The organism is Aeromonas aquatica, from assembly GCF_000764655.1.
Taxonomy (GTDB): Bacteria; Pseudomonadota; Gammaproteobacteria; order Enterobacterales; family Aeromonadaceae; genus Aeromonas; species Aeromonas aquatica.
The window spans coordinates 13182-32064 of sequence record NZ_JRGL01000137.1 but is presented as its reverse complement, the minus strand read 5'-3'; the positions used below and the strand labels follow the sequence as shown (position 1 = coordinate 32064).

Sequence of the window (18883 nt, the reverse complement as noted above, 5' to 3'; positions counted from 1 at the left end):
CCCAGGGAAAGCACAACGATAACAAGACGAGTGAAGGGGAACTTATGATTACGCACATCAATCCTGTCGGCAGCATGGACTTGCTGTCTCAACTCGAGGTGGACCGCCTCAAACAGACCGCCTCCAGCGATATCTATCAACTGTTTCGCAACTGCTCGCTGGCGGTGCTCAACTCCGGCAGTCACACCGACAGCTCCAAGGAGATACTGGAGCGCTTCAAATCCTTCGACATTCATGTGATCCGGCGCGAACGCGGAGTCAAACTCGAGCTGTTCAACGCCCCCGAGCACGCCTTCGTCGATGGCGAGATCATCCGTGGCATTCAGGAGCACCTGTTCTCCGTGTTGCGGGACATCCTCTACGTCTCGACCCAGCTGGAGTCGAACCGTCTGGTCAACCTGACCAGCTCCACCCACATCTCCAACGTGGTGTTCGCCATCTTGCGCAACGCCAAGGCGATCCTGCCGGGGGCGGATCCTAACCTGATCGTCTGCTGGGGCGGCCACTCCATCAACGAGATCGAATACCAGTACACCCGCTCGGTGGGCAGTGAGCTTGGGCTGAGGGAGCTGAACATCTGCACCGGCTGCGGGCCGGGCGCCATGGAGGGCCCCATGAAGGGGGCGGCCGTCGGCCACGCCAAGCAACGGGTGCGCAACGGTCGCTACATCGGTCTGACCGAGCCTTCCATCATCGCCGCCGAACCCCCCAACCCCATCGTCAACGAGCTGGTGATACTGCCGGACATCGAGAAGCGACTGGAGGCCTTCGTGCGCCTGGGTCACGGCATCATCATCTTCCCGGGTGGGGTCGGCACCGCCGAGGAGCTGCTCTATCTGCTCGGCATCATGATGCACCCGGCCAACGAACGCCAACCCATCCCCATCGTCCTGACCGGGCCCAAGGAGAGCGCCGACTACTTCCGCGCCATCGACGACTTCGTCAAGGCCACCCTGGGGGAACCGGCCACCCGCCTCTACCGGATCATCATCGGCGATGCACCGGAGGTGGCCCGGGCCATGAAGGAGGCGATGCCCAAGATCCGCGAATACCGCAAATCGGTCGGGGATGCTTACTCCTTCAACTGGTCCCTCAAGATAGAGCCGGAGTTCCAGCTGCCGTTCGAGCCGGATCACGCCAGCATGGCCAGCCTGGATCTGCACCGCAACCAGCCGCCCCAGCTGCTGGCAGCCAACCTGCGCCGCGCCTTCTCCGGCATAGTCGCGGGCAACGTTAAGGAAGGGGGCATCCGCGCCATCGAGAAGAAGGGGCCGTTCAAGTTGCACGGCGACAAGGAGCTGATGCACCTGATGGACAGACTGCTGGAGAGCTTCGTCAAGCAGCAACGGATGAAGCTGCCCGGCACCCAGTACATCCCCTGTTACGAGATAGTGAAATAAACAGCGGCACAGGAACACAAGCCGAAGATGATGACGAGAGGGGCCAAGAGGCCCCTCCTCTTTTGTCGGCAAGCCGCGCGTCCCTTGTTACAATGGACCGTCCCGACCGCCAGGAGCCCTCCCTTCCATGCAAAACCCCAGGCCACAGCTGCTTATCATCGATGCCCTCAACCTCATCCGCCGTCTGCACGCGGTCCAGGTCCAGCAGGCGCTGACCCCGGCTCAGGCGCTGATCGCCACCCGCGCCAACCTCATCAACACCTGCAAGAAGCTGCTGGCCAACAGCGAGCCGACCCACGCCATCGCGGTGTTTGATGGGGAGGTGCACAGCTGGCGCAAGGAGGTTTACCCGGCCTACAAGGAGGGACGCACCCCCATGCCAGAAGAGCTGCGCGACGGGCTGGCCGAATTGCAGGATGCCTTCTGGGAGTGCGGCGTGGACGCCCTGCTCTCCCAGACCGACGAGGCGGACGATCTTATCGCCACGTTAGCCAGTGGAATTGCCCAGCACGACGCCAGGGCCACCATCATCTCCACCGACAAGGGGTTCTGTCAGCTCCTCTGCCCGCAGATCCAGATCCGGGACCATTTCAACAAACGCTGGCTGGATGCGGCCTTCGTCCAGCAGCAATATGGCGTGACCCCGGCTCAACTGGTGGATTTCTGGGCCCTGACCGGCATCGGCGGCTCCAACATCAAGGGGGTGCCGGGAATTGGCCCCAAGACGGCCACAACGCTGCTGTTGCAGCACGGCACCCTGGCCGCCCTGCTGAGCGCCTGCGAGCAGGAGGACGCCACCAAGCCCCTGCTCAAGCTGCGCCAGCACAGAGATGAGGCACTGCTGGCCCAGCGGCTGGTGCGGCTGCAACGGGATATCCCCCTGGGTTTCAACTTGCGGGAGATCCGCTATCCACCCCAGCCGGACAGGGCCGAGTGAGGCGGCCAGCATAACCCACATCCTGCGCGCATCTTTCTGTTGACATAAATGGGAAACATGTAAAGAAACATGGAGAATGTGGTGCAAAAATGGTATAAAACCGCCGAATCCTCCCCCTCTGTCCCCTAGAAGTGGATACGCCTCATGTCAAAAAGAAAGATTACCGTCATTCCGGGCGACGGCATCGGCCCCAGCATCATCGAATCCGCCATCCAGATCCTCAAGCACGTCGGTTGTGATTTTGACTACGACTATGCCGATGCCGGTCTGGTCGCACTGGAGAAGCACGGCGAGCTGTTGCCGCAAAGCACCCTCGACCTGATTGAGAAGAACAAGGTCAGCCTGAAAGGCCCGCTCACCACTCCGGTCGGCGGCGGCTTCACCTCCATCAACGTCTCCCTGCGCAAGAAGTTCAACCTCTACGCCAACGTGCGCCCTGTCATCTCCTTCAAGGGCACCAAGAGCCGTTACGACAACATCGACATCATCACGGTGCGTGAAAACACCGAAGGCATGTACTCGGGTGCGGGTCAGAAGCGCAGTGATGACAACCAGAGCGCCGAGGCGATGAGCATCATCACCCGTGACGGCGCCGAGCGCATCGTCACCTTCGCCTTCGAGCTGGCACGCCAGGAAGGGCGCAAGAAGGTCACCATCATCCACAAGGCCAACATCCTCAAGTCCACCTCGGGCCTGTTCCTGGAAGTGGCGCGGGAAGTGGCAGCCCGCTATCCGGACATCCAGAACGAAGAGATGATCGTCGATGCCGCCTGCATGAACCTGGTGATGTACCCGGAGCGCTTCGATGTGATGGTCACCACCAACCTGTTCGGTGACATCCTTTCGGATCTGTGCGCCGGTCTGGTGGGCGGGCTGGGCATGGCGCCCGGCGCCAACATAGGTGAAGGGGCCGCTATCTTCGAAGCGGTGCACGGCTCGGCGCCTGACATCGCTGGCAAGAACATCGCCAACCCCACCTCGGTGATCCTCGCCGCCATCCAGATGCTGGAATACCTGGGGATGCAGGACAAGGCCGAGCGCATCCGCGAGGCGGTGCGTGCGACCATCGAATCCGGCGATCGGGTCACCCGGGATCTGGGGGGCACCGCCTCCACCAGCGAATTTACCCAGGCCATCATAGACCGTCTGTAAATCACAGCTAACATCATGATTTTAAAAGGGAGCTTAGGCTCCCTTTGTTTTATATCGGATCCCCCTACCCCCCCTGTCAGATGAATACTATGTTCATAAGGAGGATAAGGAGATCCACTATGCGTGCTACGTTCATCTTGCTGGTATTCAGCAGCGCTGCCATGGCATTGGACAGGCCCATCGACAATGCCTGGTTGACCCCCCCGCCCCAGAGCGCACAACCGGCCAAGCAGGTCTGGCAATCCAATATCAATACCAACGACCTGCTCAAAGCCCCCAAACAACTCTCCTTCGGGGTGGACATCATGACCGACAGCAACGGCGCCCGCAGCATCACCCCCTACCAGAAACTGAATATTACCGCCGAGAAGAGCGTCAGCCTCTCCTTCGAACAGCACAAACCCAGGATCAAGTTCAACGCCGGCGGCATCAACACCGCGATCAAGCTGAGGGGCGACGGGGTCAAGATGCAGTTCAACCCGACCGACAGGACCATTCCCCTGCAGGTGGAACTCAAGGTCACGAATGACGAGTCCAAGGTCACCTTCGATTACCGTTTCTAAACCGTCTGAAATGCAAAAAACCGGACTGGGTTAACCCGTCCGGTTTTTTGATGCCGCGACAACAGCCGGGATAACCCTGCTATTACGCCCTGGGCTCCAGCTTGGAGACCCGGTCTACGGCTGTAGACGTGCGCTTTACTCTGCGAGTTACGCCCTGGGCTCCAGCTTGGAAACCCGGTCTACTGCTGTAGACGTACGCTTTATTCTGCGAGTTACGCCTTGGGCTCCAGCTTGGAGACCCAGTACTTGTTGTAGACGTGCACCGTGATCTCTTCGCGATCGTGATAGAGCTGCTTGGCCTGGATCACGAACGCATTGTCGATCTCCTTGAGCAGACCACGCAGCACCTCGATATTGTGTACCGCCTCGGCGTAGCGCTTTTTCATCGGCAGCTTGAGGTTGAACATCGCCTCCTGGCAGTCGTTCTCGCGGAACCAGTCGGCGATCATGTGGGTCACCCGCGCCGGCTTCTCCACCATGTCACACACCAGCCAGTAGATGTTCTTCTTGCTGGGCCGCCAGACGAAGCCATCATCGCGGATATGCCTGACCTGGCCTGTCTCCATCAGGGAGGGCGCCATGGAGCCGTTGTCCACCGCGGTCACCATCATGCCGCGGCGCACCAGCTGATAGGTCCAGCCACCCGGGCAAGCGCCCAGATCGACCGCCTTCATGCCGGAGGTGAGGCGCAGTTCCCACTCTTCCCGTGGCACGAATACGTAGAAGGCCTCTTCCAGCTTGAGGCTGGAGCGGCTCGGGGCGTCCGCCGGGCAGCGCAGACGCGGGATGCCCATGTGGAATTCGGAGTTGTTGAACGAATAGGAGTAACCGATCAGCAGGTGATCGTTGGCCATGAAGAAGGCGTGGAACACCGGACGGTGCGGCGTCTCCTTCTTGGTCAGCAACTCGTTGCTGCGCAGCGCCTGGCGCAGCGGCACGGTGAACTTGCGGCAGAAGGCCGACAGCTCTTTCGCCTCGTTGGTGTCGGCCGTCTCCACCCGCAGATCGCCGCAGATGGTATAACCGGCGGCCGCCTCCAGGATGGGGGAAATTCGATCGGAGAGATCCAGATCCTTCAGCTCATGGGTCACCACCAGCATCTGGCGAATGAAGATCAGCTCCTTGAACGGCAGCTTGCGGGCCAGCAGATCCGCCTGCTCCTCGTCATACAACTCGAAAATCACATAACCGCTGTCGTCCTTGACCCGGGCGAAGCCGTAGCACTGCATGTTACTGGCACGCTCGGTGATCTCTGCCGCCGCCTCTTTCTCAAAACCGGGGCGGCAATAAAGCAGCAGATTATTCATTTTTTCCTCCAAGACGACAGCCAGCCCATATCAGAGCCGCCCATCCCAACATAAAACAGAGGCCACCGGCTGGGGTAATGAGCCCCAGCCCCTTGCTGCCGAACAGCACCATGGCATAAATACTGCCGGAGAACCCGAGGATCCCCAGCACAAAGGCGGTGCCGGCAAAGGTGATAACCTTGCCGCGCACACCGCACCAACCCAGCACCAGCAGGGCCAGTGCGTGAAAAAACTGATATTGCACGGCGGTATTGAACGCCGCCAGTAGCGCAGGCGTGATGCCGCTCGCCGCCAAGCCATGGGCGCCGTAGGCCCCCAGCAGGGTGCCCGTCAGGCCGAAGAAACCGGCAAGCACCAACCAATGCCGCTGAACATCTCGATGGATCTGCATCCTTAGCTCCTCGTTGTCTCGCCCAAGGCCCTCAGGCCCCGGCCTCGGCGATAAAACCCCTCATCCGATCGGCCGCCTGCTGCAGATTCTCCTGTTCGCTCACGCCGCTCGCCTTTCGTGGCTTGAAGCCATGATCGCCATCGGTCAGCCAGTGGACCGATACAGCGGGTGAGAAGGGGAAATCGGCCAGTTCGGCGCGGGTACCGAAGGTGTCGCGCTCCCCCTGCAACAGCAGGGTTGGCGTCTTGACTTGCTTGAGCACCTCGCCCCGCCAGCTGTCGGGCTTGGCCGGGGGGTGGAAAGGATACCCGAGAATGAGCAATCCTGCAGCATTCATCTCATCACAGATCTCGGCGGCCATGCGCCCGCCCATGGACTTGCCCGCCACAAACAGCCGGGGGTGGGCAAATTCCCGCACCCGCTCGCGCCAATGATCGAGCAACACCGGCTGCCGGTCCGGCGGCCTGCGCTTGCCATCCAGGGCCCGCTTGCTCATGTAAGGAAAGTTGAAACGCACCACCTCGATCTGCGGCCCCGCCAACAGCCGTGACAGTTCTGCGAGGAAGGCATGTTCCATGCCAGCACCGGCGCCGTGGGCCAGCAGAATGCGAGCGGGGGCGTCGCTCGCCCCCTCCCTTATCACCTCAGTCATGATGTCCTCTCTCACCCAATCGCTTCCGCCCCTCAGGCCTCATGCATCGGCGAGCCGTGCCCGGCGACGAGCCTCTTCCTGCTCCACCAGCTCCAGCATCCAGTCACGGAAAGCCACTATCTTGCCCTGATCGGACTGCTGCTCCTGGCACACCAGATAGAAGGCGTTCTTGCTGACCAGCACCTGCTCGAACGGGCAGATGAGCCGTCCCGCTTCGATCTCGGGCTGGGCCAGCACACTGTGGCCGAGCGCGACGCCCTGGCCGTGGATCGCCGCCTGGATCACCATGGTCGAGTGGCTGAAGATGGGCCCCTGATTGACGTTCGCCGCATCGATGTCGAGCTGGCGGAACCAGGCCTTCCAGTCGCGGCGGGAGGTGTCGTGCAGCAGGGTGTGACGAGTCAGGTCCTCCGGCGTGCGCAGCGGCTTGGGGCCCGTCAGCAGCAGCGGGGCGCAGACCGGGATCAGGTATTCGGTGTGCAACTTGTCGCAGCGCAGTCCCGGCCAATTGCCGCGGCCGTAATAGATGGCCACGTCCACGTCGTCGGTCAGCGATCCCTCATCCAGATCCACCGCCTTGATCCGCACGTCAATGTCCGGATGACGCTCGCTGAACCTCACCAGCCGGGGCACCAGCCACTGAATGGCAAAGCTCGGCTGCAGGCTGACAGTGAGCGCCCCCTTGGCGCTGCGCGCCAGCAGCTTGTCGGTCGCCTCCGAGATGGAGGCGAAGATGTCCTTGATGTCGAGGAAGTAACTCTGCCCCTCCTCGGTCAACAGCAGAGAGCGGTTCTTGCGGCGAAACAGCTTGATGCCGAGATACTCTTCCAGCGCCTTGATCTGGTGGCTGATGGCGGCCTGCGTCACGAACAGCTCTTCCGCAGCCCGGGTGAAGCTTAAGTGACGAGCCGCGGCTTCAAAGGCCTTCAGTGCATTGAGCGGGGGTAAACGACGAGACATGGGATCGGCCGACGATGAGTTTTTCTAATGGTGCGCATTATAAATTGTCGGTTGCGGGCCGACCAGTGAATAAACATAATTCGCCACGCAATTCGTTGCCATATGGCTCACACTTTTTCTTCCATGTTGGTTTACATGTGATTTTTGTGAGTGGGCCGGCAAAGATTGTGGTGTTGTGTTTCTTCCTCTGCGGGAAGAAAGGGCTAAATCGGACCGATTTAACCCAGTCTGTCATCTGAATGTGTTTGGCGCCTCCGGTTGGATGGCGCCTTTTTTCTCATCCCTACACCCTGAACTGTCCCACCAGTTGCTGCTGCTTGTCCGCCAGCTGCGACAACTCGCGCCCGTTTTCAGCGGACGTCGCCGCCTCGGCCCTGATGGTGTGGCTCACATCGCGGATGTTGCTGACGTTGCGGTTGATCTCGTCCGCCACCCCGCTCTGCTCCTGGGCCGCCCGGGCGATCTGCTCGTTCATCTGGTGGATGGTGGCCACCGCATGGATGATCTGCTCCAGCACGCTGACCGACAGCTCCACTTTGGTAAGCGTCACATCGGCCTGACTGTGGCCCGTCATGATCGCCTTGACCACCGCCTCGGTGCCCGACTGCAGCTGGCCGATCAGGGTCTGGATCTCGACGATGGCATTCTGGGTGCGACCGGCCAGGTTGCGTACCTCGTCCGCCACCACCGCGAAGCCGCGCCCCTGCTCACCGGCCCGCGCCGCCTCAATGGCCGCATTGAGCGCCAACAGGTTGGTCTGCTCGGCGATGCCCTGAATGACGGCGAGGATGTCGTTGATGTTGTCGCTGTTGGCGGCCAGGCGCTCCACCACCGGCTTGGCATCGCTGATGACCGTCATCAGTCGGGACATGGCCGCTTGCGTGTCCGCCACCACGGACTTGCCCTCCTGGGCCGCCGTGTCGGCCTGATTGGCTGCGTTCACCGCCGAGCTGGCGTTGCCCGCGACCTGCAGGGCGGTGGCACTGAGCTCCTCGAACGCGGTCGCCACCAGGTCCACCTCCTGATATTGGGCCTGCATGCCGGCGCTGGTGCGCTCGGCCCCGTGCGCCGCCAGCACGGCGCTGGCTCTGGTGCCCGCCACGGTATCGATCACCTGGCTGATGGTGGACTGCAGCTTGTCCAGGAAGTTGTTGAACCACCTGGCCAGCTCGCCGATCTCGTCGTCCCGCTGCAGAACGATGCGCTGGGTCAGATCCCCCTCACCGCTGGCGATGTCCTTGAGGCGGGCCACCATGGCACGGATGGGCGCGACGATGCGCTGCGCCATCAGCCAGATGCAGAGCAGCCCCAGCAACGAGATGGCGCCGCCGATGAGCAGCTGCGTCACCACGCTGCGCTGGGCCTGATCCTCGAGATCCCCCTGCAACTGCAAGGCGGAGGCGAGCACCACGGCGCGGGGCAGCTCGATATAGATGCCCCACTTGTGATCGGTGCCGCGCATGCTGACCGGCACGAAGGTCTGCAGCAAAGCGCCGTCGGGGCTCCAGCGGGCGACCAGCTCCCCTTTCGCGAGCCAGCCATTCAGATCCGCCGCCAGCCCTTGCTCCTGCTGGCCCAGGGTGTTGCCAAGGGGGATCTTGAACCCCTCGACCCCGGCCACCCGGCCCTCGTGGCTGAGCAGCAGCACCTTGCCTTGCCCGCCGTAGAGAGCCTTGTCCATCTCCAGCACCAGGGTCTGCAGCCTGGCCAGCGAGATATCGACCCCGACCATGCCGAGCAGCTTGCCCTGATCCAGCAGGGGGGCGGTGACCGAGGTCATCAGAACCTCCTGGGTGCCGACCTCGTCGAGATAGGGCTCGAGCAGGCAGAGCGCGCCGGTGCGAATGCTGCACTTGTACCAGTCGTTCTTGGCGCCGCCGTTGGCGGCCGGCTTGTCGTCGGCCAGCGTCGCTTCGTCCATGACTTCCAGCGTCACCTTGCCATCGACCCTGGCCCAGTAGCTGGAGAAGCGCCCCTTGTCGTTGGCCCCGAGCGCCGTCGAGCCCTGGTAGTTTTCGTCCTCCCCGTCGAGCTGGTTCGGTTCGAAGATGCCATAGACCCCGAGCAGATTGTCCGACGACTCCGCCGCATCCTGCAGCTGCTGGTTCACGGCGCCACGCAGCGCCTCGGAGTGGACGAAGTTGTCGGCCGCATTCTTGCGCTGGAACAGAATGCCCTCGGCCAGCAGGGTGACCCGGAAATAGGCTTCATCGAGGTAGCTGGTCACCCGAGCCGCCTGGGTGGCCCCCATGGCCTGCATCCAGTTTTCTGCCGCGTGCTGCGCCTCCAGGGTGGTGGAGGTGCGCACTTGCTCCTGCATGCGGGCCGCATTGAAGAGGGATGAGGCAACCAGTGCACCGGCACTGGCCAAGAGACAACAACCGGCGATCAGGGTGATCCGTCCCTGAACAGAGAGAGCACTCATGCATGATTTCCTAACGTCTACAGATGTGATCATCTGTATCGGTTTCGGATACAAAAACTTAACTAAATCAGCTGAGATCCAGACTAAGTTGGTTGATTTCCCCGGCACCGGGCAGGCCCACCACCAGACCCAACAGGCGAATGGGTTTTCCTTGAGCCCGTTGTAACCCCTCGTGCAGCAGATCGTGGAACAACCCGGCCTGATAGCCACCCCGTCGATAGACGGTGGTCTGCTGAAAATCGGCAAACTTCAGCTTGATCCCCTGCCCCATCAGCGCCTCGGCGGGACAGGCCCGGGCGAAGCGCAACTCCAGCTCGGGGATGAGCTGGCTCAGCACCCGCCAGCAGGCATCTTCATCCAGCACATCGCTGGCGAGCGTGGTCTCCACCCCGACAGTCTTGCGCACCCGCTCGGCCTGGACCGGCTGCTCATCATGTCCCCAGATACGTCCGGTCAGCATCTCCCCCAGCTTGCCGAAGCGGGCGATCAACTCTTCGCGGCTGATGGCCCTGGCATCCTCGCAGGAATAGAGCCCCTGGGACTCCAGCCGCTCTGCGGTCTTGCGGCCGATGCCGGGCAGCTTGCCGAGGGGCAGTTGGCGCACGAACTCATCCACCTCGCCCGGCGTTATCACGAACAGGCCGTCGGGCTTGCGCTGTTCGGAGGCGAGCTTGGCCAGAAACTTGTTCGGTGCCACCCCGGCCGAGGCGGTCAGCCCCAGCTCGCTGACGATGGCGGCGCGGATCTCGGCCGCCATCAGAGTGGCACTGCCGCCGCAATGGGGGCTGTCGGTGACGTCGAGGTAGGCCTCATCGAGGGAGAGCGGCTCCACCAGCTCCGTGTAGCGCAGGAAGATGGCGCGCAGCTGGCGTGAGACCTCCTTGTAGACGGCCATCCGGCCGGGGATGAGTACCAGCGGCGGGCAGAGCTTCATGGCCAGGGCGCTCGGCATGGCGGAGCGTACCCCGAAGCGGCGCGCCACGTAGTTGCAGGTGGAGATGACGCCGCGCCTGTCCGAGGAACCGCCGATGGCCAGCGGCACCTCCCGCAGGGCCGGGTTGTCCCGCATCTCCACCGCGGCGAAGAAGCAGTCCATGTCGATGTGAATGATCTTGCGCATGCCAGAGTCTGTTGAGCTGTCGGCGCCTGCCGCGTGGTTGGGTGCACCCGCCGCTGTCATGACGAGGCGGCAATACTACTGTATGAATAACCAGTCAAGACCCCATGCTACCCCAGCCCTGCTATTTCTGCCAGTCACGGCGGGTGTGGCTTGCACATAGACTCCTAAGGCACCGTCACTATGAGACTCAAGGAGGAGAGAGATGAAGGCAATCTGGCTGGGGCTCTGCCTGCTACCGCTGCTCGGCATGGCCAAGGATCATCCGACCGCCGAATGCAGCTGGCTGTTCAAACGCATCGAGCTGCTGGAGAAAGCCATCAAGAAAGGGGACGAGCTGAATACCAAGGAGGAGCTGGCGCGCTGGAAGGTCGAATTTCGCAAGAAGTCCTGCCAGCAATACGACTACTGAGGCCATAAAAAAGCGAGCCGACCCTTGATTCAACACATGGGTCGGCTCGCTTGCATCAGGCATCCGTGACCAGCGCAGAGTCAGATGATGCGGTTCTCGGTCAGCATCTTGCGACGGGCCTCGGCCTTGGCCATCTTCTTCTTGCGGTTGTCGCAGGGCTCAGGGCAATCACACTCCTTTTCGATCCCGATGGTGCCCAGGCCGCCACAGGAGCCGGAGATGGTCTTCTTCTGGAAGATGTAACCGATGGCCATGGCCACCACCACCGCCAGAAATACCCCGAAGGTAATCAGAAAAATCTGCATGTCATGAGCCCTTACTTTTTCACTAAATAGGGTTTGAAGGCATCCGAGTAGGCTTCCTCGAATCCCTCGTCCGTCTTGGTGATGGTGAAGATCGCGATGCCCCGCTCCTTGGCATAGGCCAGGCTCTTCTCGGGCCCCATCACCATGAACACGGTCGCCAAGCCGTCTGCGGTCATGCAGGAGGGATGGATCACGGTCACCGACACCATACGATGCTGGATAGGCTTGCCCGTCAGCGGATCTATGGTGTGGGAGAAGCGCTTGCCATCCATCTCGTAGTAGTTGCGATACTCACCCGAGGTGGCTACGCCATTGGCCCCCGGCAGGATCACCTCTTGCACCGAGCCGGCGTTGGCGGTCGGCTTCTCGATGGCGACGCGCCAGGGGTGGCCCTTGCCGTTGACGCCACTGATGCGCAGCTCACCGCCGATCTCCACCAGGTAGTTGCGCGACCCCAGGGATTCCAGGTACTCGGCCACCTTGTCCACCCCGAAGCCCTTGGCGATGGCGGAGAGATCCACGTAGAGATCCGGAATGTCCTTCTGCAGGGTGTCGGCATCGGCCGAGGTGATCACGTGCAGGTTGCCCAGCCCCGTCTTCTGACGGGTCTGGCTGATCAGCTCGTCGGACGGCACCCTGGTCGGTTTGGCGTCCGGCCCGAAGCCCCACAGATTGACCAGGGGGCCCACGGTGACGTCCAGCGCCCCGCGGCTCTCGCGGCCAATGTGAATGGCCTCGGTCACCACCCGCGCGGTGTCGCGGGAGACCACCACCGGGGTACTGCCCTTGTGCTGGTTGAAACGCGACAGCTCGGAATCCGGGCGATAGGTGGACATCTGATCGTTGACCCGCTCCAGCAGGACATCGACCTCGGCCTGAAGCTTGGGAGCATCCTTGACGGCGTCATCCGCCACCTTGATGGAGTAGTAGGTTCCCATGGTGCTGCCGGTGATGTGGATCTCCGGCTTGGGCTGGACCGCTTCCTGACCGCACCCCGTCAAGAAAAAGGCTAGCCCGAAGGCTAGCCAGGTCTTTACAACACTGTGCATGGATTAACCACCAAAGTCATCCAGGAGGATATTTTCGTCTTCAACACCGAGGTTTTTCAGCATGTTGATGACGGCAGCGTTCATGACGGGAGGTCCACACATGTAGAACTCGCAATCTTCCGGCGCCTCGTGGTTCTTGAGATAGTTCTCGAACAACACGTTGTGGATGAAGCCGGTGTAGCCATCCCAGTTGTCTTCCGGTTGCGGATCGGACAGGGCGACGTGCCACTGGAAGTTGTCGTTCTCGGCGGCCAGCATATCGAAGTCTTCGACGTAGAACATCTCGCGCTTGGAACGGGCACCGTACCAGAAGCTCATCTTGCGCTTGGTCTTCAGGCGACGCAGCTGATCGAAGATGTGGGAGCGCATCGGCGCCATGCCCGCACCACCGCCGACGAACACCATCTCGGCGTCGGTATCCTTGGCGAAGAACTCGCCGAAGGGACCGGAGATGGTCACCTTGTCACCCGCCTTGAGGTTGAAGATGTAGGAAGACATCTGACCGGGAGGGGCGGTCCAGTTGCTGGGCGGCGGGGTCGCGATCCGCACGTTCAGCATGATGATGCCGAACTCTTCCGGATAGTTGGCCATGGAGTAAGCACGAATGATCGGCTCGTCCACCTTGGACTCCAGTTCGAAGATCTTGAAGCGATCCCAATCCCCGCGATATTCCTCTGGAATATCGAAGTTTTTGTAGTGCACATGATGTGCAGGGGCTTCGATCTGGATATAACCACCAGCGCGGAACGGCACGCTCTCGCCGTCCGGGATCTGCAGCTTGAGTTCCTTGATGAAGGTGGCCTTGTTGTCATTGGAGATGACGGTACAGTCCCACTTCTTCACCCCGAAGATCTCTTCCGGCAGCTCGATGTCCATGTCGCCACGCACAGTGACCTGACAGGCCAGACGCTCGCCGTGACGGGCCTCGCCCTTGCTGATGTGATCGAGCTCGGTCGGCAGAATATCGCCGCCGCCGGCTTTCACCCGCACCTTGCACTGACCACAGGAGCCACCGCCGCCACAGGCGGAGGAGACGAAGATACCGCTGCCGGCCAACACGCCGAGCAGCTTGCCACCCGCCGGGCTGGTGACAGCCTTGGCCGGGTCGCCGTTGATGCTGATTGTCACGTCACCGGCGGTCACCAGCTTGGACTTGGCGAACAGAATGACTGCTACCAGGGCCAGCAGGATCACGGTGAACATGACCACACCCAGAATAATTTCCATCTATATTTCCTTTCCGATTACAGGGAAATACCAGAGAAGGACATGAAGCCCAGCGCCATCAGACCCGCGGTGATGAAGGTGATGCCCAGACCACGCAGGCCTTCCGGAACATCGGAGTACTTCATCTTCTCGCGGATCCCTGCCATCGCCACGATGGCCAGCATCCAACCGGCACCCGAGCCCACGCCATAGACCACAGACTCCACGAAGTTGTAGTCACGCTGCACCATGAAGGAGACGCCACCGAAGATGGCGCAGTTCACGGTGATGAGCGGCAGGAAGATACCCAGGGCGTTGTAGAGCGCAGGGAAATACTTGTCCAGCGCCATCTCCAGGATCTGCACCAGCGCCGCGATCACCCCGATGAAGGTGATGAAGCTCAGGAAGCTCAGATCCAGGCCGGACACCAGGGCGCCATCTTTCAGGACGTAGTTGTAGATCAGGTTGTTGGCCGGCACGGCCACGGTCTGTACCACAATGACGGCGATACCCAGACCCATGGCCGTCTTGACCTTCTTGGACACCGCCAGGAAGGTACACATCCCCAGGAAGAAGGAGAGCGCCAGGTTTTCGATGAAGATCGAACGAATCAACAGACTCAGATAGTGTTCCATACCTTAATCCTTTGCCTCCACCTGCTTGGGATCCTTGGTGCGAACGCCCCAGATGATCAGACCAATGATGAAGAATGCACTCGGCGGCAGCAGCAGCAGGCCGTTAGGCACATACCAGCCACCATTGTTCACCAGCGGCAGCAGCTCGATACCGAACCAGGTGCCGGAGCCCAGGATTTCACGCACGGTGGCCACGACCAGCAGCACGGCGCCGTAACCCAGACCGTTGCCGATACCGTCCAGGAAGGAGGGCAGCGGGGCGCTCTTCATGGCGTAGGCTTCGGCACGACCCATCACGATGCAGTTGGTGATGATCAGGCCCACGAACACCGACAGTTGCTTGGAGATGTCATAGGCATAGGCCTTGAGCACCTGGTCAACCACGATAACCAGCGAGGCAATCACCGCCATCTGGGCGATGATCCGCACGCTGTTCGGGATCTGATTGCGGATCAGGGAGATGAACAGGTTGGAGAAGGCGGTGACCGCGGTAACGGCCAGCGTCATCACGAACGCCGTCTTCATCTGGCTGGTAACGGCCAGCGCGGAACAGACACCCAGCACCTGCAAGGCGATGGGGTTGTTGCCGAGCACAGGCGTCAACAGCAATTTTTTCATTTCGCTCTTGTCAGCCATTGTTGATTTCTCCTGCACGAACCTTGGCCAGGAAAGGACCAAAGCCCTTGGGTCCCATCCAGAAGTCAAACGTGTGCTGTACGCCATTGCCGGTCAGGGTCGCGCCGGACAGGCCATCGATGTCATGCTCGGAACCAGCCGGAGCATGCCCCTTGATCACTCGCAGTGCGGGCTGACCGTCTTGATCGAACAGCTTCTTGCCGACGAACAGTTCACGCCAGGCCGGATTCTCGATCTCGCCGCCCAGACCCGGTGTTTCGCCGTGGTCATAGTAGGTGATGCCCTTGATGGTCTGGCCATCGGCCGCGACCGCCACGAAGGCGTACATGGTGGACCACAGACCCTGGCCGTAGACCGGCAGTATGATGTTGTCGACCTTGCCCTCTGCATCCTTCGCGAAGAACACCGGCACCAGCCTGGAGATCTGGCGCAGGCCAGCCTTGTCGTCGGCCGGGGCCAGACGGATGTTCTTGGCCGGATCCTTCGCCGCCAGCTTGGTGTCGAAGTTGTCGGCATCGCCGTCAACGAACTCACCTGTGGTCAGGTCGACCAGGCGCGCTTCAATCTTGTTGCCATACAGCTGGGCCAGATCACGCTTGGCCACGGAGCTGACATCGACACCGGCAACGGACAGGATGTTGCTTTGCTTGTCCAGCGCCCTGTTTTCCAGCTGAGCCGGGCGCAGCCCCACGGCGGCCACGGAGACCACGATGGAACAGACCAGACACAGACCGGTCACCACGGTGAGGGTGCCGATGGTTGAGTCTTTATTAAACGCCACGTGCGATCCTCCGCTTGATGTTCGCCTGCGCCACGAAATGGTCAAACAAGGGGGCAAACAGGTTAGCAAACAGAATGGCCAACATCATGCCTTCCGGGAACGCGGGGTTCACTACCCGGATCAGCACTACCATGACGCCGATGAGGGCGCCGTACCACCACTTGCCCTTGTTGGTAAAGGCGGCGGAGACCGGATCGGTCGCCATGAAAGCCATACCAAAGGCGAAGCCGCCCAGCACCAGATGCCAGTGCCACGGCATGTTGAACATGGGGTTGGTGTCGGAACCTATGACGTTGAACAGCAGTGAGGTGGCCACCATGCCGATCATCACACCGGCGATGATGCGCCAGGAGGCGATCCGCATGTAGACGATCATGGCCGCACCTATGAGGATCATCAGGGTGGAGACTTCACCGATGGAACCCGGCAGGTTCCCCAGGAAGGCATCCATCCAGCTGATGGCGTCGCCGGTGGCACCGTTGATCAGCGCCATCTGGCCGCCCTGGGCCCACTGGCTCAGCGCGGTCGCGCCTGAATAGCCGTCAACGGCCACCCAGACGGCATCGCCGGAGATCTGACCGGGGTAGGCGAAGAACAGGAACGCACGACCCGCCAGGGCCGGGTTCAGGAAGTTCTTGCCGGTACCACCGAACACTTCCTTGGCCAGCACCACACCGAAGGTGATGCCGAGCGCGGCTTGCCACAGGGGCAGCTCGGGCGGCACTATCAGGGCGAACAGGATGGAGGTCACGAAGAAGCCTTCGTTGATCTCGTGCTTGCGCACCATGGCGAACAGCACTTCCCAGAAGCCACCGACCAGGAACACGGTCAGGTAGATGGGCAGGAAGTGGGCCGCACCGATCAGCATCTTGCTGCCGATGCCGGCCACGGCCGGATCCAGCGAGGCACCCAGCAGGGTCGCGATGGTGTATTGCCAGGTATCGGCACCGGCCGCGCTGCCCAGATGGGCAATGGCGGCGATGGACTGGTTGCCGACGTTGAACATGCCCCAGAACATGGCCGGGAACACGGCCAGCCACACCATGATCATCATGCGTTTCAGATCGATCGCATCACGGACGTGGGCAGCATTGCGGGTCACGGACCCGGGGGTATAAAACAGGGTATACGCCGCCTCGAACAGGGCATAGTACTTGGCGTACTTGCCACCCGGCTCGAAGTGATGTTCCAAATTTTCAAGAAGTTGCTTGAAACTCATCGCTTAACCTTCCAGTTCTATCTTGGCCAGGCACTCACGCAAGACTGGGCCGTACTCTGTCTTGCCGGGGCAGACGAAGGTACAGAGCGCCAGATCTTCCTCATCCAGCTCCAGGCAGCCGAGCGACTGTGCGCTGTCGGTGTCGCCGGAGACCAGATCCCGCAGCAGCAGGGTCGGCAGGATGTCGAGCGGCATCACGCGCTCATAGTTGCCGATAGGCACCATGGAGCGATCACTACCGTTGGTGGTGGTAGTGAAGTTGATGAGTTTGCCCTTCATCAGATGAGAGAGGGTGGTACGGGTGATGGAGAACTTGTCGGCGCTGGGATTGACCCAACCCAGGAACTCTTTCTCACGGCCTTCGCCCAGCACGCTCACCTGATTGTGGTAACGACCCAGGTAGTCATGGACCCCTTCGGCCTTGGCACCACTCAGGATGGAACCGGAGATGACACGGTTTTCATCCGCGCGCAGCTCGTTGTTGGTCAGCTGGCTGATGCAGGCGCCCATGCGGGTGCGCAGCAGGCGTGGCTTGACCACGTTCGGACCGGCCAGGGCGATCACCTTCTCGGTGAAGATCTGACCCGTGGTGAACAGCTTGCCGTAGGCGATCACATCCTGATAGTTGATGTGCCACTGCACCTTCTTGCTGCCAACCGGATCCAGGAAGTGGATATGGGTGCCAGGCAGACCGGCGGGATGCGGGCCGACAAACACGGCTTCCTTGACTTGCGCCAGGTTGGAGTGCGGCAGACTGCCTTCACCCTTGCAGACGTGGACGCTGCCATCGGTCAGGCGGCTCAGCACGGCCAGGCCATCGAGGAAGGCCTGGGCCTGTTCCTTGATGATGAGCTCGGCATTGGCAGCCAGCGGGTTGGTGTCCATGGCGGTGACGAAGATGGCACGTGGGGCAGAGCCCACGGCCGGCACCTTGCTGAATGGACGGGTACGCAATGCGGTCCACTGACCTGATGCGACCAGGATCTCCTGCACCTTGCTGCGCTCGAGCTGTGCCAGCTCGGCAGACGCAAAGTGTTCAAAGGTTACCTGCTCGTCGGAGCCATCGATGTCGATGACAACAGATTGCAGAACACGCTTGGCACCACGGTTGATCTCAGAAACCACACCGGTGGCAGGGGCCGTGAATTTAACGCCGGGATTCTTCTTATCTTCGAAGAGCTCCTGACCTTTAATGACGCGATCACCTACTTTGACGAACATAGTAGGACGCATCCCCACGAACTCTTCGCCGAGTGTAGCAACACGGGTGATGGCCGGGCCATCGTAGATTACTTGCTCCGGAGCACCCAGCACGGGGATGTCCAGTCCTCTTTTAATTGTAATCATACTCACTTGCACTACCGTTAAGGGAAGACAGGTTGGCGCCGGGAACAGATCCCGACGAGTTGTTGAATGAGCCCGTCAAGGTCGCGACAAATTGTCGGGAAAACAAACAAATCAGCAACATACAGGTTCATTCAAAAGCGCTTGAGTTTACCACCTTCGGCAAGTTCGTCGCCACGCAAAATGGGGAAAACCCCCGCGCTATCACAAAATTAACCTCTAATGAATATTTGTGGTCCGTCGTTGTAACCCGTGGTTTTAAAGGATTTTTCGCTCAAATACCCCAATAGGGGTACTTTGAGGGAGAGGAAACCATTGATTAGAAAAAATAATCCTCATCCAGGCCCGCTCTCTCCAACTTCCAGGCATCTGGGAATTGGAAATGTAGGTAA

Annotated in this window: 19 protein-coding genes; 5 read left to right on the top strand and 14 right to left on the bottom strand. The window is 60.8% G+C overall.

The annotated features are described in order from the left end of the window. The first annotated feature begins 44 nt into the window (after positions 1 to 44). The 4 genes from ppnN (at position 45) to LG30_RS0118225 (ending at position 4052) form a co-directional block, all read left to right on the top strand. Positions 45 to 1400 (top strand): nucleotide 5'-monophosphate nucleosidase PpnN, encoded by a 1356-nt coding sequence (ppnN, locus tag LG30_RS0118240; protein WP_033132116.1) that lies wholly within the window; start codon positions 45 to 47, stop codon positions 1398 to 1400. A gap of 127 nt (positions 1401 to 1527) precedes the next feature. Then, on the top strand, positions 1528 to 2337 hold the full coding sequence (xni, locus tag LG30_RS0118235) for a flap endonuclease Xni (RefSeq protein WP_033132115.1): 810 nt from the start codon (positions 1528 to 1530) through the stop codon (positions 2335 to 2337). Between the two features lie 144 nt (positions 2338 to 2481). Continuing rightward, positions 2482 to 3489 carry an isocitrate dehydrogenase gene (locus LG30_RS0118230; protein WP_033132114.1) on the top strand — a complete coding sequence of 336 codons (1008 nt, stop codon included), beginning with the start codon at positions 2482 to 2484 and terminating at the stop codon, positions 3487 to 3489. Positions 3490 to 3608: 119 nt separating this feature from the next. Then, positions 3609 to 4052, top strand: coding sequence for a hypothetical protein (locus tag LG30_RS0118225; RefSeq protein WP_033132113.1), 444 nt, complete (start codon positions 3609 to 3611; stop codon positions 4050 to 4052). Between the two features lie 212 nt (positions 4053 to 4264). On the opposite strand, the gene rlmM is transcribed toward LG30_RS0118225, so the two are convergent. From rlmM to dinB, 6 genes are all read right to left on the bottom strand, one after another. Then, positions 4265 to 5359 (bottom strand): 23S rRNA (cytidine(2498)-2'-O)-methyltransferase RlmM, encoded by a 1095-nt coding sequence (gene rlmM / locus LG30_RS0118220; protein ID WP_033132112.1) that lies wholly within the window; start codon positions 5357 to 5359, stop codon positions 4265 to 4267. Then, positions 5352 to 5750, bottom strand: coding sequence for a DUF423 domain-containing protein (locus LG30_RS0118215; RefSeq protein WP_033132111.1), 399 nt, complete (start codon positions 5748 to 5750; stop codon positions 5352 to 5354). The genes rlmM and LG30_RS0118215 overlap by 8 nt, the downstream gene beginning before the upstream one ends. A 31-nt stretch (positions 5751 to 5781) precedes the next feature. Further along, entirely contained in the window at positions 5782 to 6402 is a 621-nt protein-coding gene (locus LG30_RS0118210) for an alpha/beta fold hydrolase (protein WP_033132110.1), read from the bottom strand. 39 nt (positions 6403 to 6441) lie between these two features. Further along, positions 6442 to 7362, bottom strand: a complete 921-nt coding sequence (locus tag LG30_RS0118205) for a transcriptional regulator GcvA (protein WP_033132109.1) — start codon at positions 7360 to 7362, stop codon at positions 6442 to 6444. A 283-nt stretch (positions 7363 to 7645) separates the two neighbouring features. Next, positions 7646 to 9787 (bottom strand): methyl-accepting chemotaxis protein, encoded by a 2142-nt coding sequence (locus LG30_RS0118200; protein WP_033132108.1) that lies wholly within the window; start codon positions 9785 to 9787, stop codon positions 7646 to 7648. A 67-nt stretch (positions 9788 to 9854) separates the two neighbouring features. Next, positions 9855 to 10907 (bottom strand): DNA polymerase IV, encoded by a 1053-nt coding sequence (dinB, locus tag LG30_RS0118195; protein ID WP_033132107.1) that lies wholly within the window; start codon positions 10905 to 10907, stop codon positions 9855 to 9857. A gap of 202 nt (positions 10908 to 11109) precedes the next feature. Between dinB and LG30_RS0118190 the strand changes: the two genes are divergently transcribed. Beyond that, positions 11110 to 11316: a hypothetical protein gene (locus LG30_RS0118190; RefSeq protein ID WP_033132106.1), complete on the top strand. Its 207-nt coding sequence runs from the start codon at positions 11110 to 11112 to the stop codon at positions 11314 to 11316. A gap of 80 nt (positions 11317 to 11396) precedes the next feature. On the opposite strand, the gene nqrM is transcribed toward LG30_RS0118190, so the two are convergent. From nqrM to LG30_RS0118150, 8 genes are read right to left on the bottom strand one after another with little or no spacing between them, the layout of a single operon-like run. Then, positions 11397 to 11621, bottom strand: a complete 225-nt coding sequence (gene nqrM, locus LG30_RS0118185) for a (Na+)-NQR maturation NqrM (protein ID WP_033132105.1) — start codon at positions 11619 to 11621, stop codon at positions 11397 to 11399. An 11-nt stretch (positions 11622 to 11632) separates the two neighbouring features. Continuing rightward, positions 11633 to 12670 (bottom strand): FAD:protein FMN transferase, encoded by a 1038-nt coding sequence (locus LG30_RS0118180; protein WP_033132104.1) that lies wholly within the window; start codon positions 12668 to 12670, stop codon positions 11633 to 11635. A gap of 3 nt (positions 12671 to 12673) precedes the next feature. After that, positions 12674 to 13897, bottom strand: coding sequence for an NADH:ubiquinone reductase (Na(+)-transporting) subunit F (nqrF, locus tag LG30_RS0118175; protein WP_033132103.1), 1224 nt, complete (start codon positions 13895 to 13897; stop codon positions 12674 to 12676). A gap of 17 nt (positions 13898 to 13914) precedes the next feature. After that, a complete protein-coding gene (gene nqrE / locus LG30_RS0118170) occupies positions 13915 to 14511 on the bottom strand; it encodes an NADH:ubiquinone reductase (Na(+)-transporting) subunit E (RefSeq protein WP_005330713.1) in 597 nt (198 codons plus the stop codon). 3 nt (positions 14512 to 14514) lie between these two features. After that, the gene (locus LG30_RS0118165; RefSeq protein ID WP_005330711.1) at positions 14515 to 15147 is read right to left on the bottom strand and encodes an NADH:ubiquinone reductase (Na(+)-transporting) subunit D; all 633 of its coding nucleotides are present in this window, start codon (positions 15145 to 15147) and stop codon (positions 14515 to 14517) included. Continuing rightward, complete coding sequence (locus LG30_RS0118160) at positions 15140 to 15928, bottom strand: Na(+)-translocating NADH-quinone reductase subunit C (RefSeq protein WP_033132102.1); 789 nt, start codon at positions 15926 to 15928, stop codon at positions 15140 to 15142. The genes LG30_RS0118165 and LG30_RS0118160 overlap by 8 nt, the downstream gene beginning before the upstream one ends. Continuing rightward, entirely contained in the window at positions 15918 to 17147 is a 1230-nt protein-coding gene (locus LG30_RS0118155) for an NADH:ubiquinone reductase (Na(+)-transporting) subunit B (RefSeq protein ID WP_033132101.1), read from the bottom strand. Before LG30_RS0118155 ends, LG30_RS0118160 begins: the two co-directional genes overlap by 11 nt. A 3-nt stretch (positions 17148 to 17150) precedes the next feature. Then, positions 17151 to 18494, bottom strand: a complete 1344-nt coding sequence (locus tag LG30_RS0118150) for a Na(+)-translocating NADH-quinone reductase subunit A (RefSeq protein ID WP_033132100.1) — start codon at positions 18492 to 18494, stop codon at positions 17151 to 17153. Positions 18495 to 18883: the final 389 nt, after the last annotated feature.

Excerpts from the sequence above, each read along its gene's own strand:
- ppnN (WP_033132116.1), top strand. The coding sequence starts at position 45 with ATGATTACGCACATCAATCCTGTCGGCAGCATGGACTTGCTGTCTCAA.
- xni (WP_033132115.1), top strand. The coding sequence starts at position 1,528 with ATGCAAAACCCCAGGCCACAGCTGCTTATCATCGATGCCCTCAACCTC.
- LG30_RS0118230 (WP_033132114.1), top strand. The coding sequence starts at position 2,482 with ATGTCAAAAAGAAAGATTACCGTCATTCCGGGCGACGGCATCGGCCCC.
- LG30_RS0118225 (WP_033132113.1), top strand. The coding sequence starts at position 3,609 with ATGCGTGCTACGTTCATCTTGCTGGTATTCAGCAGCGCTGCCATGGCA.
- rlmM (WP_033132112.1), bottom strand. The coding sequence starts at position 5,359 with ATGAATAATCTGCTGCTTTATTGCCGCCCCGGTTTTGAGAAAGAGGCG.
- LG30_RS0118215 (WP_033132111.1), bottom strand. The coding sequence starts at position 5,750 with ATGCAGATCCATCGAGATGTTCAGCGGCATTGGTTGGTGCTTGCCGGT.
- LG30_RS0118210 (WP_033132110.1), bottom strand. The coding sequence starts at position 6,402 with ATGACTGAGGTGATAAGGGAGGGGGCGAGCGACGCCCCCGCTCGCATT.
- LG30_RS0118205 (WP_033132109.1), bottom strand. The coding sequence starts at position 7,362 with ATGTCTCGTCGTTTACCCCCGCTCAATGCACTGAAGGCCTTTGAAGCC.
- LG30_RS0118200 (WP_033132108.1), bottom strand. The coding sequence starts at position 9,787 with ATGAGTGCTCTCTCTGTTCAGGGACGGATCACCCTGATCGCCGGTTGT.
- dinB (WP_033132107.1), bottom strand. The coding sequence starts at position 10,907 with ATGCGCAAGATCATTCACATCGACATGGACTGCTTCTTCGCCGCGGTG.
- LG30_RS0118190 (WP_033132106.1), top strand. The coding sequence starts at position 11,110 with ATGAAGGCAATCTGGCTGGGGCTCTGCCTGCTACCGCTGCTCGGCATG.
- nqrM (WP_033132105.1), bottom strand. The coding sequence starts at position 11,621 with ATGCAGATTTTTCTGATTACCTTCGGGGTATTTCTGGCGGTGGTGGTG.
- LG30_RS0118180 (WP_033132104.1), bottom strand. The coding sequence starts at position 12,670 with ATGCACAGTGTTGTAAAGACCTGGCTAGCCTTCGGGCTAGCCTTTTTC.
- nqrF (WP_033132103.1), bottom strand. The coding sequence starts at position 13,897 with ATGGAAATTATTCTGGGTGTGGTCATGTTCACCGTGATCCTGCTGGCC.
- nqrE (WP_005330713.1), bottom strand. The coding sequence starts at position 14,511 with ATGGAACACTATCTGAGTCTGTTGATTCGTTCGATCTTCATCGAAAAC.
- LG30_RS0118165 (WP_005330711.1), bottom strand. The coding sequence starts at position 15,147 with ATGGCTGACAAGAGCGAAATGAAAAAATTGCTGTTGACGCCTGTGCTC.
- LG30_RS0118155 (WP_033132101.1), bottom strand. The coding sequence starts at position 17,147 with ATGAGTTTCAAGCAACTTCTTGAAAATTTGGAACATCACTTCGAGCCG.
- LG30_RS0118150 (WP_033132100.1), bottom strand. The coding sequence starts at position 18,494 with ATGATTACAATTAAAAGAGGACTGGACATCCCCGTGCTGGGTGCTCCG.